The 15,603-nt window shown below is 38.5% G+C and carries 14 protein-coding genes; 8 read left to right on the forward strand and 6 right to left on the reverse strand.

Annotated features, from left to right (window positions below; genetic code table 11):
- Positions 1 to 20 precede the first annotated feature (20 nt).
- The 6 genes from ACFO5T_RS03985 to miaB all read right to left on the reverse strand — a co-directional run bounded on the left by ACFO5T_RS03985 (position 21) and on the right by miaB (position 5,111).
- A complete protein-coding gene (locus ACFO5T_RS03985; protein WP_021778236.1) occupies positions 21 to 296 on the reverse strand; it encodes a co-chaperone GroES in 276 nt (91 codons plus the stop codon).
- 163 nt (positions 297 to 459) lie between these two features.
- Entirely contained in the window at positions 460 to 804 is a 345-nt protein-coding gene (gene secG, locus ACFO5T_RS03990; protein ID WP_380032255.1) for a preprotein translocase subunit SecG, read from the reverse strand.
- Positions 805 to 810: 6 nt separating this feature from the next.
- Complete coding sequence (locus tag ACFO5T_RS03995; RefSeq protein ID WP_380032257.1) at positions 811 to 1,725, reverse strand: hypothetical protein; 915 nt, start codon at positions 1,723 to 1,725, stop codon at positions 811 to 813.
- Positions 1,725 to 2,237 carry an LptE family protein gene (locus ACFO5T_RS04000; RefSeq protein WP_021778239.1) on the reverse strand — a complete coding sequence of 171 codons (513 nt, stop codon included), beginning with the start codon at positions 2,235 to 2,237 and terminating at the stop codon, positions 1,725 to 1,727. The genes ACFO5T_RS03995 and ACFO5T_RS04000 overlap by 1 nt, the downstream gene beginning before the upstream one ends.
- A 49-nt stretch (positions 2,238 to 2,286) precedes the next feature.
- The gene (locus ACFO5T_RS04005; RefSeq protein WP_298347595.1) at positions 2,287 to 3,555 is read right to left on the reverse strand and encodes a sigma-54 interaction domain-containing protein; all 1,269 of its coding nucleotides are present in this window, start codon (positions 3,553 to 3,555) and stop codon (positions 2,287 to 2,289) included.
- A gap of 92 nt (positions 3,556 to 3,647) precedes the next feature.
- A complete protein-coding gene (gene miaB, locus ACFO5T_RS04010; protein WP_380032260.1) occupies positions 3,648 to 5,111 on the reverse strand; it encodes a tRNA (N6-isopentenyl adenosine(37)-C2)-methylthiotransferase MiaB in 1,464 nt (487 codons plus the stop codon).
- A 125-nt stretch (positions 5,112 to 5,236) separates the two neighbouring features.
- On the opposite strand from miaB, the gene ACFO5T_RS04015 reads away from it, so the two are divergent.
- The 8 genes from ACFO5T_RS04015 (at position 5,237) to porN (ending at position 15,544) form a co-directional block, all read left to right on the forward strand.
- Positions 5,237 to 6,172 (forward strand): lipid A-modifier LpxR family protein, encoded by a 936-nt coding sequence (locus ACFO5T_RS04015; protein ID WP_380032262.1) that lies wholly within the window; start codon positions 5,237 to 5,239, stop codon positions 6,170 to 6,172.
- A 51-nt stretch (positions 6,173 to 6,223) separates the two neighbouring features.
- Positions 6,224 to 6,997 (forward strand): hypothetical protein, encoded by a 774-nt coding sequence (locus ACFO5T_RS04020; protein WP_380032264.1) that lies wholly within the window; start codon positions 6,224 to 6,226, stop codon positions 6,995 to 6,997.
- 147 nt (positions 6,998 to 7,144) lie between these two features.
- Positions 7,145 to 9,670, forward strand: a complete 2,526-nt coding sequence (topA, locus tag ACFO5T_RS04025) for a type I DNA topoisomerase (RefSeq protein ID WP_380032266.1) — start codon at positions 7,145 to 7,147, stop codon at positions 9,668 to 9,670.
- A 3-nt stretch (positions 9,671 to 9,673) separates the two neighbouring features.
- The gene (locus ACFO5T_RS04030) at positions 9,674 to 10,840 is read left to right on the forward strand and encodes a formimidoylglutamase (RefSeq protein ID WP_375252833.1); all 1,167 of its coding nucleotides are present in this window, start codon (positions 9,674 to 9,676) and stop codon (positions 10,838 to 10,840) included.
- A gap of 107 nt (positions 10,841 to 10,947) precedes the next feature.
- Positions 10,948 to 12,327, forward strand: a complete 1,380-nt coding sequence (gene porK / locus ACFO5T_RS04035) for a T9SS ring complex lipoprotein PorK/GldK (protein WP_380032269.1) — start codon at positions 10,948 to 10,950, stop codon at positions 12,325 to 12,327.
- A 78-nt stretch (positions 12,328 to 12,405) separates the two neighbouring features.
- On the forward strand, positions 12,406 to 13,041 hold the full coding sequence (gene porL, locus ACFO5T_RS04040) for a type IX secretion system motor protein PorL/GldL (RefSeq protein WP_380032271.1): 636 nt from the start codon (positions 12,406 to 12,408) through the stop codon (positions 13,039 to 13,041).
- Between the two features lie 48 nt (positions 13,042 to 13,089).
- The gene (porM, locus tag ACFO5T_RS04045) at positions 13,090 to 14,640 is read left to right on the forward strand and encodes a type IX secretion system motor protein PorM/GldM (RefSeq protein WP_380032273.1); all 1,551 of its coding nucleotides are present in this window, start codon (positions 13,090 to 13,092) and stop codon (positions 14,638 to 14,640) included.
- A 13-nt stretch (positions 14,641 to 14,653) separates the two neighbouring features.
- On the forward strand, positions 14,654 to 15,544 hold the full coding sequence (gene porN, locus ACFO5T_RS04050) for a type IX secretion system ring subunit PorN/GldN (protein WP_021778249.1): 891 nt from the start codon (positions 14,654 to 14,656) through the stop codon (positions 15,542 to 15,544).
- Positions 15,545 to 15,603 lie beyond the last annotated feature (59 nt).

Below are 15,603 nucleotides of genomic sequence, written 5' to 3' on the forward strand. Positions count from 1 at the left end.
GCATATTGCTTGTTGCGGTATTATACAATCGCAAGGATATCATCCTCTTTCATAATCATATAATCTGCTCCGTCAAATTTTAGTTCACTACCTGCATACTTTCCGTATATCACAGTGTCACCTACTTTAACCGTCATCGTATGATCTTTTGTTCCAGATCCTACAGCAACTACTTTACCTCTTTGTTGTTTTTCTTGTGCACTATCTGGAATATATAAACCAGATGCTGTTTGAGTTTCTGCTGCTACAGGCTCTATTACAACGCGGTCTGCTAATGGTTGAATTTTAATTGCCATTGGTATTTAATTTAAGTTATAAAGTTTGATTCTAGTTGTAACCTCTGTAAGTTACGCTAGCGTAAGTGGCAGAAATTATGCCAGTGATTAAGCACTGACAAAATTGCATAAAACAAAAAAGCCAGCTGTAAAGCTGGCTTTTTATAATGTTTTAATAAAAGACTTATTGGTCTCCCCCGTCTGTATCTGGTAAACTTACCGGTGCTGGTGCAGGAGTAGATTGTTCTACAGCATCTGCATCAAATACCTGTGACTCTGCTGTTACAGAACCATCAAAAATAGCTAGGTTACTAGCAAGTATAAGGATAAGTAATATGGTTGCAAGAGCCCACGTTGCTTTGTCTAGAAAGTCTGTAGTTTTTTGCACACCACCCATTTGCTGTGTACCGCCACCTCCAAAAGAAGAAGAAAGTCCGCCACCCTTAGGATTCTGTACCATAATAACCACTACTAGTAAAAATGCTACAATAACGATTAGTGCTAAAAATATATAAAACGTAGTACTCATAATATTTTAATCTTTTTGTTGTTCGAGTTGTTCTACTGCTCGAATTTGGTCTGCAAAGAAACCACTTTTTTCTGGATATTTCAAACTTAAAATGCGGTAAGCTTGTTTTGCTTTTTTAAAGTTTTTTTGCTCTACATAGACACGCGCTAAAGTCTCTGTCATCAACGACTCAGAAGAATATGGAAGTTCTTTAATTATTTTCTTTTTTTCTGACTGAGCAGGTTTTATAGCACTTATTTTTGGGTTTGTTTCTATAAAAGAATCTATAATTTTGCGCTTTCTTTCTCTACTATCTTCTTCTTTTATAGCAGGTTGAATCTCCTCGTTTTCCTCACTTTTAGATGTTGCAATAACTTTTTTAGTGTCGTTGGTTTTTGTTTGAACTGTCTCATCTTGAGAACGATCAATAGGAGTGAAGCTTGAGAGCTGTAACCACTCACTAAAAGAGTGTGCCTCAGACTTAGTAAACGGTAATGGTTTTCCTACTTGCAGGGTCTCTTCTGCTCTCGCTCTTGTCATCTCAGAGTCTACTTTTTCTATAAAGAGATCTGGGTCTAGTATTTTAGAAGCTTTAGCTTGTTCTTCTTTATCAAGTATGGTAGATACGTCTTCTATATCTGTGATGATAAGATTGCGCAGGGCAGTCTCTTGCTCTTTGATTTGTGCGCTTACATCATTTTGTAAAAAACGCTCTGACGTAATGTAGTCAAAAAGCACAGCTCTGTCAGACGTGTGGCTAGCAGTACGCTTTAGGGCCTTGTTATAAGCAAAGCTTTCTTGGTTTTTTAATCCTTTGAGGTAGAGTGCTTGAGCACTCTGAAAAAATGGAAATGCATCTACGATATCACGTAAAGTTGCAGTTTCTTCTGCCGTGACTTTATCTGGATGTTCAAGCAGGTATGTGTATTGCTCTGTATTCATTACCAGCGTGCAAGTGATGCGTTAAAAACATCTTGAGTTATACGTTCATAAATCTCGTCTATAGCAGCGTCTAGTACACTACCCACGGGTTGTGCCGTGCCGGTAAAGTCAGAAAAGAAAGAAAACCTACGCTCAAAGTCATATTCGCCGTCTGTTTGCGTGTTGTTATAAAAACGCACGTTTATAGTAATGGTTAATCTGTTTTGAGCAGCTGTATTTTCTGAGGTTGAGGCTTGTGGCGCAATGTAGTACTCTACAATCTCACCTTCATAAATAACGTCTGCATTAGTATTTGTTAATACTAGGGGAGACTGGTTTTGTATAATATCTCTAAGTTGCTCTGTAAACTCGCGGTCTATACCGGGTTCTACAATGGCCGCTTCATTTTGAAAAAAGCGAACTTCAAAAGTTTCTTCATTTACAATAGAAACTCCACTTAGCGAGTACACACCACAACTCTGGAAGCCAAGTGCAAATAAGATAATAAGTAAGGTGCTTTTTATAGAATTCATATGTAGATAACGAAGATGCGGTTTAAAAATTGAATGTACAAGCCTAAGATTATAGATCAAACTGTTTGATTTTTCTATAAAGTGTGCGCTCGCTTATACCTAGTTCTTGTGCGGCAGCCTTGCGTTTTCCTTTGTGACGCTCTAGTGACTTCTTTATAAGTTCCAGCTCCTTGTCGTGTAGCGATAACGTTTCTTCCTCTTCTATCTCCTCTGCAAAGTGATATGGATCTATTACTGGCTCTGTAGGAGGTGGGGTAGGAGCTTGTTGTGATTTTTGAGGTATCTGCAATACATCCATCACTTCTTCTACCGTCTCGTAAGAGTCGTCTTGGTCATCATTATAAATCTTGTTTATAAGACTTTCATTCTCCTGGCGTACATCTTGCGTGTTGCCATTTTTCATAAGCTCGAGCGTGAGCTTTTTAAGATCATTTAAGTCGGCTTTCATATCAAAAAGCACTTTGTAAAGAATCTCTCGCTCGTTAGAAAAGTCTGACTTTTCTTGTGATTTTATAACCGCAGGAAGTCTAGACCCTGTATCTGGTAAATAGTTTCTTATAGTTGTAGCGTCTACCTCGCGATTAGTCTCAAGTACAGATATCTGTTCAGCTACGTTGCGTAGTTGTCTTATATTACCACTCCATCTATATTGCACGAGTAGTTGTATAGCCTCATCACTTAGACGTATGGTAGGCATCTTATACTTCATCGCAAAGTCTGAAGCAAACTTTCTAAATAATAAGTGTATATCGCCTTTGCGCTCTCTTAATGGTGGTAAAGCAATATCTACAGTACTTAACCTGTAATATAAATCCTCACGAAATTTTCCTTCTTCTATGGCATCAAACATCGCTACGTTTGTTGCAGCGACAATGCGTACATCTGTTTTTTGTGTTTTTGAAGACCCTACTTTTAGGAACTCTCCATTTTCTAAAACTCTTAAAAGGCGCACTTGTGTAGGCAGCGGTAATTCTCCTACTTCATCTAGAAAAATGGTGCCACCATCTGCCTCTTCAAAATAGCCACTTCTAGTGGAGGTAGCTCCGGTAAAAGCTCCCTTCTCGTGGCCAAAAAGTTCACTATCTATCGTTCCTTCTGGAATTGCTCCACAGTTTACGGCGATGTACTTATTGTGTTTTCTATGTGAAAGCGAGTGTATAATGCGTGGGATACTTTCTTTACCTACCCCAGACTCTCCCGTAACAAGTACAGATATATCAGTAGGCGCCACTTGTATTGCTTTTTCGATTGCACGATTAAGCCCAGGATTATCTCCTATAATACCAAATCTTTGTTTTGTGGTTTGTATTCCTTCCATAATTACTTAACTCGTTTGTCGTGTCACAGCGCTCGCTTGTGATGGTTGTTTTTACGCTTTCGCGAAAGCGTAATTAAGCCCTTTAAAATGTATTAGTCTACATTGTTATACCAATAGTCTGCATACCCAACAGCCTCTCCTATGAGTGTTCCAGTAGTGCACTCATTTACTTTTACATTTACAAATTCACCTACTTTATAATCACCTTTAGGAAAAACGGCAACTACATTTTGGTCATTGCGGCCGCTCCACTCGTCTTTATTTTTTTTAGACTCTTTTTCTATTAATACCTCTATGGTTTGATCTTGATATCTTAATAGATTTTTTCTTGAGATCTCACGCTGTAAGTCTATGACGTCTTGCAATCTTCTTTTCTTAATTTCTAGCGGAATATCATCTTCCATTTTACGTTCAGCAAGGGTTCCAGGGCGTTCAGAATAGTAAAACATAAAACCGTAGTCATACTTTACGTAGTCTATAAGATCTAGTGTGCCTTGATGATCTTCTTCGGTCTCTGTGGGGAAACCTGTTATCATATCTTGACTTATCCCAATGTCTGGGATAAGGTTTTTTATATTATCTATAAGCGTTTTATACTCTGCTACCGTATGCTGGCGGTTCATAAGCTTGAGTATTCTGTCACTTCCAGATTGGACAGGTAGGTGTATGTAGTTACAGATGTTTTTATGGCTCGCCATCACTTCTATAACGTCTAGCGTCATATCTTGAGGGTTTGAGGTAGAGAAGCGTATTCTCATTTTAGGCTGTGCTCTAGCCACCATATCCATAAGCTGTGCAAAGTTTACCGCAGTAGCCTTTGCCATCTCACTGGCTTTGTCAAAATCTTTTTTGAGGCCACCGCCATACCATAGGTAAGAATCTACGTTTTGACCTAGTAGGGTAATTTCTTTAAATCCTCTATTTGCTAGATCTTGTACTTCTTCTAGTATAGATTGCGGGTCACGGCTACGCTCACGACCTCTTGTAAATGGGACCACACAAAATGTGCACATATTATCACAACCACGTGTGATAGATACAAAAGCGGTAACTCCGTTAGTTTGTAATCGCACTGGTGAGATATCACCATACGTTTCTTCTTTAGAAAGGATAACGTTTACAGCATCACGTCCTTCTTCTACCTCACTTAGTAGATTAGGAATGTCTTTATAGGCATCTGGACCTACAACGAGATCTACAATTTTTTCTTCTTCAAGAAATTTACTTTTAAGACGCTCTGCCATACAGCCTAGTACGCCCACCTTCATTGTAGGGTTTCGTTTGCGCTTTACGGCTTGGTATTTTTCGAGTCGCTTTCTTACAGTAACCTCTGCCTTCTCACGTATAGAACACGTGTTTACAAGCACTAGGTCTGCTTCCTCAAGATTTTGAGTGGTGTTATATCCTTCATTTGCAAGTATAGAAGCCACCACTTCACTATCTGCAAAGTTCATCTGGCAACCGTAACTTTCAATAAAAAGTTTTTTACTGTTCTCGAGTTTTCGCTCTAGTGTAAGCGCTTCCCCTTGTTTATGCTCGTCTATTATTTTTTCCATCTGCTTAATCGTCCTGAATACGTTGTCAAGGATTATGCAAAGATACAGTTAATAAAGAATTGTGACAAAGTGGCAGGCGTTTAGAATTGACATAAATTCTCGTAATTTGTAGCAAAAATTAAAAATTGCAACTCAAGCTACTCCCTATTTTAGTTTGTATACTCACGCATCAGGCTTGGTCTCAAGGTGTCGAGCCTGCTTCTAAGCAACTGTATACGCAAGAGTTTTCTATACAACACGATAATGACTTTCTTTTTGCAATAGACCGTTATTATACCGCGGGAAGCTTTTTGAGATATAGTAGAAAGTTAAAAGAGGATTTTATTTTTAAGAATACGCTAGAGGCGCCGTTACAGTATGATATCATAATAGGTCAAGAGACTTATACACCACGTGAGCTATTTGTAGAAAACTTTGACAGCTTAGAGCGACCTTATGCTGGCTATTTATTTGCAAGGTTTAATCTCACAAAAGCTCAGGAAAATAGCTTGTATGCTGTGGGTCTTGAGATAGGACTCGCCGGCGAGCAATCTGGAGCACGTACCTTGCAGCTCAATTATCATAACCTTATAGGTGCATTTATGCCCGTATGGTCTGGCCAGATTGCAAATAGTACACACATTAATCTTTATGGAAGTTATGTAAAGGACTATGTGCTGCCTAATTCTAATCTGTTTAAAAACGCTGCGCTACAATCTTCTGTGGCTATAGGTTCAAGAAGAATGTATGCACGTCAAGAAGCGCTTTTATACATAGGTGATAGGGCGCAAGTCAGCGCTTCTTCTGCATATGGCCGAGTAGGAAACACAACAGAGTTTTATGGTGTAGGCGGTGTAGGAGTTGAGTATGTAGTGCTTAACGCGCTTATAGAAGGAAACCCACTAGGTGATAGTTCTCCTTTTACCTTACCTGCAGTGCCAGTAGTTTTTTCTTTTAAGGCAGGAGGTGTCTATCGATCGCATCGCAACACCTACCGTATGATCTATAAATTTAGAACCAAAGAAACCAAAAGAGAGGGAAGAAGTCAGTACGTAACCTTTGAGTTTGCCAGACGATTTTAAATTCCCTTATTTTAGAGCGCTTATCTTTATAAGTATAAACCAGTATTATTTATGACCCACACAGACTTACTCACCAAAATAAAAAATGCACCACACGTAGATTTTGGTAATCTCTTTGGAGAATCTATCAACCTCTTTCAAAAAGTGTTCTTGCAAGGGTTACTCTTGCAGATACTAACCGTAGCCATTTCTTACGGGATATCTATGCTTGTTATGTTGCCTTTTAGTCTAGGTGGCGCATTTATAGATTATAATGATATCAATAGTTATAGTGATGAGGAAGTAGGCATCGTGGCAATTATCACAATGTTTTTCTTATACCTAATAATTACCGTTATAATGGCGGTGGTAAACTTTGCATTGCAAGCTGCGTTTTACAGAATCGTGCGTATGAAAGATAGAAACAAGCGCAGCGAGCTGGGTGTAGGTTTTGGGATGTTTATAAAAAAACAGCATATAAAAAAGGTGCTCATCTTGTCTATGGCTCAAATAGGAATTGCCGTGGTAGCGATGTTATTTTTTATTCTCCCCTTGTTTTTTGTGCTTGTGCCGTTGCAATTTGCCGTTATCATATTTGCCTTTAACCCAGAACTCTCTGTAAACGATATTTTAAAAGCTGCTTTTGCTATTGGGGCAAAAAAGTGGGGAATTACCTTTGGGGCTTGTCTTTTTATAGGTTTTCTTGCCCTTGTGGTAGGGGTGATGGCTTGTTTTGTAGGGGTGTATGCAACGATTTCAATTGTGTATTTACCGGCTTATCTGGTGTATAAAGAAGTGGTAGGCTTTACCGAAGATGAAGACCTCATTGCCCAGATAGGTGTGTAGTGTGAGTGCGCTTTCGCGAAAGCGTAATAAGCCCCATTAAACCACAATTTACAAGGCTTTAAAAATGCATTTATTACAGAAATAACGGCCTTGCGGATTGCGATATAAATAAAACATCTACTTTTGTAATCTGAAAAAATAAAATGTATGGCAAAGAATCTCGTCATTGTGGAGTCACCTGCAAAGGCTAAAACGATAGAAAAATTTCTAGGCTCAGACTATAAAGTTGAGAGTAGTTTTGGACACATTGCAGACCTTCCCTCTAAGGAGTTAGGTGTTGATGTAGATGGAGATTTTACTCCAAAATATAAAGTCTCAGACGATAAGAAAAAGGTGGTGAGAAACCTTAAGTCTCTTGCAAGTAAGGCAGAGATGGTGTGGCTCGCTAGTGATGAGGATCGCGAGGGAGAGGCTATAGCCTGGCACTTAGAACAAGAGCTTGGGTTAACACCAGACCGTACAAAGCGTATTGTTTTTCACGAGATTACAAAGACGGCTATACTAAGAGCTATTGAGAACCCTCGTAAGATTGATTATGATCTTGTAAATGCACAACAAGCACGTAGAGTGCTTGATAGATTAGTGGGGTATGAGCTCTCTCCAGTATTGTGGAGAAAGGTAAAAGGAGGTCTTTCGGCGGGGCGTGTACAATCTGTTTCAGTAAGACTTATTGTAGAGCGTGAGCGTGAAGTTTTAGGTTTTGAGCCTAAAGCTTCATATAGAGTAGATGCTGAGTTTACTACGCAAGACGGAAAATCTTTTAAAGCAAAACTTCCTAAAAATATAACTACCAAAAAAGAGGCGAAGGCTTTTCTTGAGAAAAATCTGAGTGCTACTTTTAAAGTAGATGCGCTTACTAAAAAGCCAGCAAAAAAATCACCAGCACCACCATTTACAACCTCTACCTTACAACAGGAAGCAAGTAGAAAACTGTACTTCTCTGTAAGTAAAACGATGACGATGGCACAGCGACTCTATGAAGCTGGGCATATTACATATATGAGAACAGATAGTGTAAATCTATCTAAAGATGCAAAGGCTGGAGCAGAGGCAGAGATTGTAGCTGCTTATGGTAAGGAGTTTCATAAAGAACGTAATTATAAAGGCAAGTCTAAGGGAGCACAAGAAGCTCACGAGGCGATACGTCCTACAGATTTCTCAAAGCATTCTGTAAATATGGATCGCGACCAGATACGTCTATATGAACTTATCTGGAAACGTGCGATTGCCTCACAAATGAGCGAGGCAAAGCTAGAGCGCACAAATGTGCAAATAGCTTCTAGTGCAGGTACAGATAATTTTACAGCAAATGGGGAGATCTTAAAGTTTGAAGGTTTCTTAAAAGTATACCTAGAAGGTAGTGATGATGAAGATGTAGAAGAAACAGGTTTACTTCCTGATCTTAAAACAGGAGAGACATTACTTAATAAATACATTACCGCTACAGAGCGTTTTACAAGACCACCATACCGTTATACAGAAGCTTCTCTAGTAAAGAAGCTTGAAGAGCTGGGTATAGGACGTCCATCTACATATGCGCCTACTATTACGACCATTCAAAATCGTAAGTATGTAGAAAAAGGTACTGTAGAAGGGAAGGAGCGATCTTATGATGTGCTTAGTCTTGAAAACAACGAGATAAAAGATAGAACTCTTACAGAAACTGTAGGGTCAGATAAAGGAAAGTTAGTTCCTACAGATGTAGGGATGGTCGTAAACGACTTCTTGGTACAGCATTTTGAAAACATTCTTGATTATAACTTTACTGCAAAGGTTGAAGCAGATTTTGACGACATAGCAGAAGGAAAGCAGGAGTGGACTAAAATGATGAAGGATTTCTATAAAGACTTTCATCCTCACGTAAAAGATGTAGAAAAAAATGCAGAGCGTGAAGTAGGAGAGCGCATACTAGGTAAAGATCCAGAAACAGGTAAACCTGTGAGTGTGCGTCTAGGTAAATTTGGTCCTATGGTTCAGATAGGTTCTGTAGAGGATGATGAGAAACCTCGATTTGCAAGTCTAGGCCCAGATCAAACGCTTAGTAACCTTACGTATGAGCAGGCAATGGACCTCTTTAAACTACCTAAAGATTTAGGGACTTTTGAAGAAGAGGAAGTGTCTGTAAATAATGGTCGTTTTGGACCATATGTTAAGTTTGGAAAAACATTTGTATCACTGCCTAAAGGACGTGACCCAATGGATGTAGATCTAGATGAAGCTATAGTGTACATCAAAGAAAAACAAAAGGCAGACGCTCCTATATATATGTATGAGGATCTTCCGGTTCAAAAAGGTACAGGGCGTTTTGGTCCGTATATAAAATGGAACGGAATGTTTATAAACGTAAACAAGAAGTACGATTTTGATAACCTCTCTGATGAGGATATTGTAGAGCTTATAGAAGTTAAAAAGCAAAAGGAGATAGATAAAGTGCTTCAAGATTTTCCAGAAGAAGGAATACGTGTAGAAAAAGCACGCTGGGGACGTTCTAATATTATAAAAGGTAAGCTCAAAATAGAGCTTAGTAAAGATATAGATGCAGCTGCCTTAAGTCTTGATGAGATAAAAGACTATATCGAGAAGAAAGCTCCAAAAAAGAAGGCTGCCAAAAAGAAGGCGCCAGCAAAAAAGAAAGCTCCGGCTAAGAAAAAAACCACAGCAAAAAAGAAATAATATATGGCATTTGAGGTGCTCCTCCCTATTCCAGATCTTGCGCTTGCACATATACAGCTGCAGCATCACCAGTCACTAGGTAATAATATAAGGCTGCACAGCGAGCAAGAAGGACTGCCAGAATTAGAAGGGGTGCGCATAGCTATAGTCTGCTTACGCGAAAAAAGAAGAGACCCCAATAATCTTTCAGACGGGCTCTCTTTTACCGAAGTGCGCCGAACATTTTATGAACTGTTTCCTGGAAACTGGCACACTACTATTGCAGATCTTGGAGACATAAATCCAGGTGCGTCTGTAGATGATACATACTTTGCAATACGTACACTCAATGAGTCTTTATTCAAAAAAGGAATCATACCTATTTATATAGGAGGAAGTCAAGATCTTGTGTATCCTATTTATCGTTCTTACGATAAGCTAGATCAAATGGTTAATATCGTTAATGTAGATAGCCGTTTTGATCTAGGTGATGCCAGTCAGCCCATAAGCAACAAGTCTTACGTAGGTAAAATCATAGTCACAGAGCCTTATAATTTATTTAATTACTCAAATATTGGGTATCAGACCTATTTTAATCCTCAAGAGGAAATAGATTTGATGGATAAGTTGTATTTTGACTCCTATAGGCTGGGCAATGTTTCGGCAGCTATAAATATTACTGAGCCTGTTATGCGTGATGCAGATCTTGTTGCTATAGATCTTAATGCTATACGCAGTAGTGAGTTGAGTACTAGGCATAATAAAATGCCTAATGGTTTTGATGGAAAGGAGATATGTACCATTGCAAGATATGCAGGGATTAGTGACCGTGTAAGTTCTTTTGGAATTTTTGAATATCAAAATGATGCTCAAGAAGAAAAAGCGGCAATGCTTGTTGCACAGATGATGTGGTACTTTATAGAGGGTGTAAATTTTCGCGCAAGCGAAAATATGGATGTAGAAAAAGGTAATTTCCTTACCTACCAAGTACCTATTGAAGATGAGGTGCTTACATTTTATAAAAGTGAAAAAACAGCTCGATGGTGGATTGAAATTCCATTTATTATGGGCTTGAATAATAAATTAAAAAGGCACACGTTATTACCTTGCACGTACCAAGATTATCTAGACGCTTGTAACCAAAATATCCCCGAAAGATGGTTTAAGGCAAGAAAGAAAAACGAGGTTTGATTGTGTGTTTCAACGATGAAAAGATTATTTTTGGCGAATAAATTGTTTATTTCAAATAAAATAAATAGGTTTACGCCCTTAACTTAGAATACTTAACCTAATATCCTATGAAAAAGTATATTGCATTTATTGCGATAGTAGCTTTGCTGTCTAGTTGTGGCAAAGGCGATCGTGGAGAGCTCGTTGGTGCCAAAGGCAAGCGATGGAATCCCGAAAAACCATTTGGTATGACTCTCGTTTCTGGAGGGGCATATATAATGGGTAAAAGTGATGATGACTTTGCTGCGGTAAATGATGCTCCTACTAAAACTGTTACTGTTCGTTCTTTTTATATGGATGAAACAGAAATCACAAACGCCGAATATAGGCAGTTTGTAGAGTGGGTTAAAGATTCTACTGTACGTACAAAACTTGCTATACTGGCAGATGAGCTTGGGGAAACCCCAGGGTCTGGTGATGGAGCCAGTATAGGTGATTTTGCATTTAGTGATGCAGATCCAGAAAATATGACTCCATACGAGCAATATATGTACGATAACTATTATGGGTTAGGCGAGACTGGCTTTGAAGGTCGTAAACTTAATAAGGATATCGATATCATTTGGGATACTGCAGAGTATCCAGACGAGTACTATGCTGAGGTGATGGATACAATGTATATCCCACTAGAAGAGGCTTATAATGGACAGCGCACGATAGACGTAGATAAACTTAACTTTCGTTACACATACTTAGATATACAAGCTGCTGCAAAGAAGAACGGTGGTCGTCGTAAAGATCATATTAAGACAGAGGTGGTTCCGGTTTACCCAGATACGACTGTATGGATTAAGGATTTTGCATACTCTTATAACGAGCCTATGCATAATGATTACTTCTGGCACGATGCTTATGGAGAGTACCCTGTAGTAGGTGTTACCTGGATGCAAGCAAAAGCATTTTGTGAGTGGAGAACAATGTATAAGAACTCTTATCAAAAATCAAAAAAGAGACAATTTGTAAATCGTTTTAGACTTCCTGGTGAAGCAGAGTGGGAGTATGCTGCTCGTGGCGGACTGGAAAGTGGTGATTACCCTTGGGGTGGACCATATGCAAAAAATGATAGAGGATGCTTCTTAGCAAACTTTAAACCTTTAAGAGGAGATTATGGTGCAGACCAAGCACTATATACTGTAGAAGCAGATGCTTACGAACCTAACGACTATAACCTGTACAATATGGCAGGTAACGTGTCTGAGTGGGTGGCTTCTTCTTATGATCCAGCTTCTTATGAATATATGTCTACCATTAACCCTAACGTAAACGATAAGGATAACCGTCGTAAAGTTATACGTGGTGGTTCTTGGAAAGACGTTGCTTACTTCTTACAGGTAAGCTCACGTGATTATGAGTATCAAGACTCTGCACGTAGTTATATCGGTTTTAGAACCGTACAGGATTTTATGGGAATTGATGAGAAAATCAACCTTAGAAAACCGAAGAAATAACTAATATTATTTACCCAAATTATATTATTCAATTACTTAACTAAATTAACTTAACTAAACTAAAAAATTTTATTAGTCATGGCAAAATCTAAAACTGGAAAGAAATTAATGAATATGGTCTACGGACTAGGAGCAGCAGTTGTAATTATTGGTGCTTTATTTAAAATTATGCACTGGCGTTTTGGAAACGAGATGCTTATTGTAGGTCTTGTTACAGAGGCAATAGTATTCGCAATTTCTGCATTTGAACCAGTAGATGACGAACTTGATTGGGCGCTAGTATATCCAGAACTAGCTGGCGGAGCAGGTGGATCTAAGAAAAAAGCTGCAGCTCCTGTAGATGCAGAAGTACAATTATCTAAAAAACTAGACGATATGCTTAAAGAGGCAAAAATTGACGGTGAGTTGATGAGCAGCTTAGGAAATAGCATTCGTAATTTTGAAGGTGCAGCAAAAGGAATTGCTCCTACAACAGATGCAATGGCCTCTACAAAAAAATACTCTGAAGAGATGGCACTAGCTGCTGCTCAAATGGAATCTTTAAATAGCCTTTATAAGGTGCAGGTTGAGTCTTCTAGCCGTCAGGCAGAAATCAATGAGCAAGTAACTGCAAATGCAGGGAAACTTAAAGAGCAAATGGAAAGTCTTGCAACAAACCTTTCTTCACTGAATGGTGTTTATGGAGGAATGCTTTCTGCTATGAATAAAAACTAATTCTAGTTGTTTTTACAATTAACTAACTAACAGCTAAAATTAAAAACAATGGCAGGAGGAAAACAAAGCCCAAGGCAGAAGATGATTAACCTGATGTATCTAGTGTTTATAGCAATGCTAGCACTTAATATGTCTAAGGAGGTACTATCGGCTTTTGGGTCGATAAATGAAAAGTTTGATCGTTCTAACGCAACTTTTATTGCTAAGAATAATGAGGCATTAGCCAGTCTTACTAATAAGGCAAATGATAACGACAAGTTTAAAGAGGCAGCTGTAACAGCTAAATCTGCAAAACAATTGGGAGATGCATACTTTGCTTATCTAGCTTCAGAGAAAGATGCGCTACTTGCAGAAGTAGAAGATAAGACAGATTATGAAGCGATGGATAAGTCTAACTTTCTAGATGAACGCTTTTATAAAGGAGGAAAAATCACACCAGAAGGGCAAACTTTTCTTGATGAGATGGCAAAGTACCGTGACGGTATGGTAAAGCTTGCAGGTGACAATAAAGCGCTAGTTGCTCAAATCAATGAAGATTTTAGTACGAGTGATATTGTAGATGGAGAAGGAGTAAAGAAAGATTATATATCATATAATTTTGTAGGTTTCCCTTCAGTTTCTTCATTAACTAAGATGTCGCAATTACAAAATGATATTAAGGTTGTTGAGAATGAGTTACTTTCAAAATTACTTTCTGGTAATCTTGAAGAGTTAACTAAGATTAACAACTATGAGACTGTTATGACTACCTCAAAAGGTGCTTATTACACGGGATCAACATTTGATGGTGTTTTGTCTTTAGGTCGAATCGATGGTTCAACAGCCCCTGAAAAAATGGAGTTAAAGTTGGACGGTAGAGCTATCCCTTCTGATAAAATATCTATGGATGGTGGTAAGATTGTCTTGGGAGTGAATACTGGTGGTGTTGGAGATCACAGTATCACTGGAGATCTTGTTTATTTGCAAAATGGAGAGGAAATTCGCGTTCCAGTAGATAAAAAATTCACAACAATAAACAAACCTAACTCTGCAACTATCGCTGCAGATAAGATGAATGTTGTATACCGTGGTGTAGATAACCCTATGACCATATCATTTGCTGGTGTGGCAGATAATGCTGTTACAGCATCTGGAGCAGGTCTTTCTAAAAGATCAGGAAGCAAGTACAATATGAAACCTTCTCAAGGTAGAGAGGTGACAATTAATGTGACTGCAAAGCTGCCAGACGGCGGTGGTACAGTTTCTGACAAAGCTGTTTTCCGTATTAAAGATATCCCACGTCCAGTAGGAGCTTTAGGAGGAGATGACGGTGGTAACCTTAAGAAACCTCGTAACACAGTATCTGCAGCTCCTATTAATGCTGTTTTGCCAGACTTTGATTTTGACTTAAATCTTAAAGTTAATAGCTTTAAGTTTAGAGCAGGTGATCAGGCCACGGTAGCTGTACAAGGTAATAGACTTAATGCAGCGGCGAAGTCTGCACTTAAAAGAGCAAAAAGAGGTTCGTCAGTACAGATATTTGATATTAAAGCAAGTATACCAGGTAACTCTATAAGATTGAAGACCGTGTCTCCTATCATTATTGAGCTATCAAACTAAAATAAAGTAAATTATGAGTCTTAAACGTTTAATTTTTGTTGCACTAGGTCTTTTAATGACTGTACCAGCGTTTGCACAAGGTAACATCCTTAACGCAAAAACGCCAGACGAGATGTTTGAAGTAACCGAAGAGCAAAAAGCAAAAGATAATGACAAACCATTACCATACGGTTACGTTGAAAAACGTGATGTACTATGGGCAAAAAATACGTGGGAAGTTATTGATCTTGATGAGCGCGTTAACTTTCCTCTATATTACCCTATTGATACGGTAAATATGGGGTCAGATCGTCGTTCACTTTTTGATGTTCTTGTAAAGAATATTAAAAATGGTAAGATAGACGCTATCTATAGAGATTCATATTTTACAGAAAAGATACAGTTAGAAGACCTTTCTGCTGCAATGGTAAAGATCGATACTTCAGATGAGGGGTACGATCAGTTTAACGCAGGAGAGCCTATTTCAGATTATAACATTGAGCGTACAGAGATTACATCTTATGACATTAACGCATATCACGTACGAGGGTACTGGTATATAGATAAGCGTCAAGGTGAGTTAAAGTACCGTCTGTTAGGTATTGCTCCAGTGTCTGGCGATGTAAACTTTTTAGATGATGCAAGTGCGGCAGATATCGAGCTTTTCTGGGTATGGTTCCCAGGTGCGAGAGAAGTGCTTCATAATGCAAAAGCTTTTAACCGTAAAAACACATCTTTACCTATTTCATTTGATCATCTTCTTAACAGTAGGCGCTTTAACGCCACAATTTATCAAGAAGATAATGTGCAAGGAGACCGCAAGGTTAAGGAGTACATAAGTGACAATGCTATGATGCAGTTACTTGAGTCTAATCGTATAAAAGAAAATATACGCAACATAGAGCAAGACCTTTGGAATTATTAAGGGAGTTCTATTAGAATATATAAAAGCCATCAGAACAATGTTTTGATGGCTTTTTTTAT

It is taken from the genome of Dokdonia genika (assembly GCF_042652845.1).
In the GTDB taxonomy this organism is placed as follows: Bacteria; Bacteroidota; Bacteroidia; order Flavobacteriales; family Flavobacteriaceae; genus Dokdonia; species Dokdonia donghaensis.

Bases quoted from the DNA above. Each gene is read 5' to 3' on its own strand.
- ACFO5T_RS03985 (WP_021778236.1), bottom strand. From the start codon at position 296: ATGGCAATTAAAATTCAACCATTAGCAGACCGCGTTGTAATAGAGCCT.
- secG (WP_380032255.1), bottom strand. From the start codon at position 804: ATGAGTACTACGTTTTATATATTTTTAGCACTAATCGTTATTGTAGCA.
- ACFO5T_RS03995 (WP_380032257.1), bottom strand. From the start codon at position 1,725: ATGAATACAGAGCAATACACATACCTGCTTGAACATCCAGATAAAGTC.
- ACFO5T_RS04000 (WP_021778239.1), bottom strand. From the start codon at position 2,237: ATGAATTCTATAAAAAGCACCTTACTTATTATCTTATTTGCACTTGGC.
- ACFO5T_RS04005 (WP_298347595.1), bottom strand. From the start codon at position 3,555: ATGGAAGGAATACAAACCACAAAACAAAGATTTGGTATTATAGGAGAT.
- miaB (WP_380032260.1), bottom strand. From the start codon at position 5,111: ATGGAAAAAATAATAGACGAGCATAAACAAGGGGAAGCGCTTACACTA.
- ACFO5T_RS04020 (WP_380032264.1), top strand. From the start codon at position 6,224: ATGACCCACACAGACTTACTCACCAAAATAAAAAATGCACCACACGTA.
- topA (WP_380032266.1), top strand. From the start codon at position 7,145: ATGGCAAAGAATCTCGTCATTGTGGAGTCACCTGCAAAGGCTAAAACG.
- ACFO5T_RS04030 (WP_375252833.1), top strand. From the start codon at position 9,674: ATGGCATTTGAGGTGCTCCTCCCTATTCCAGATCTTGCGCTTGCACAT.
- porK (WP_380032269.1), top strand. From the start codon at position 10,948: ATGAAAAAGTATATTGCATTTATTGCGATAGTAGCTTTGCTGTCTAGT.
- porL (WP_380032271.1), top strand. From the start codon at position 12,406: ATGGCAAAATCTAAAACTGGAAAGAAATTAATGAATATGGTCTACGGA.
- porM (WP_380032273.1), top strand. From the start codon at position 13,090: ATGGCAGGAGGAAAACAAAGCCCAAGGCAGAAGATGATTAACCTGATG.
- porN (WP_021778249.1), top strand. From the start codon at position 14,654: ATGAGTCTTAAACGTTTAATTTTTGTTGCACTAGGTCTTTTAATGACT.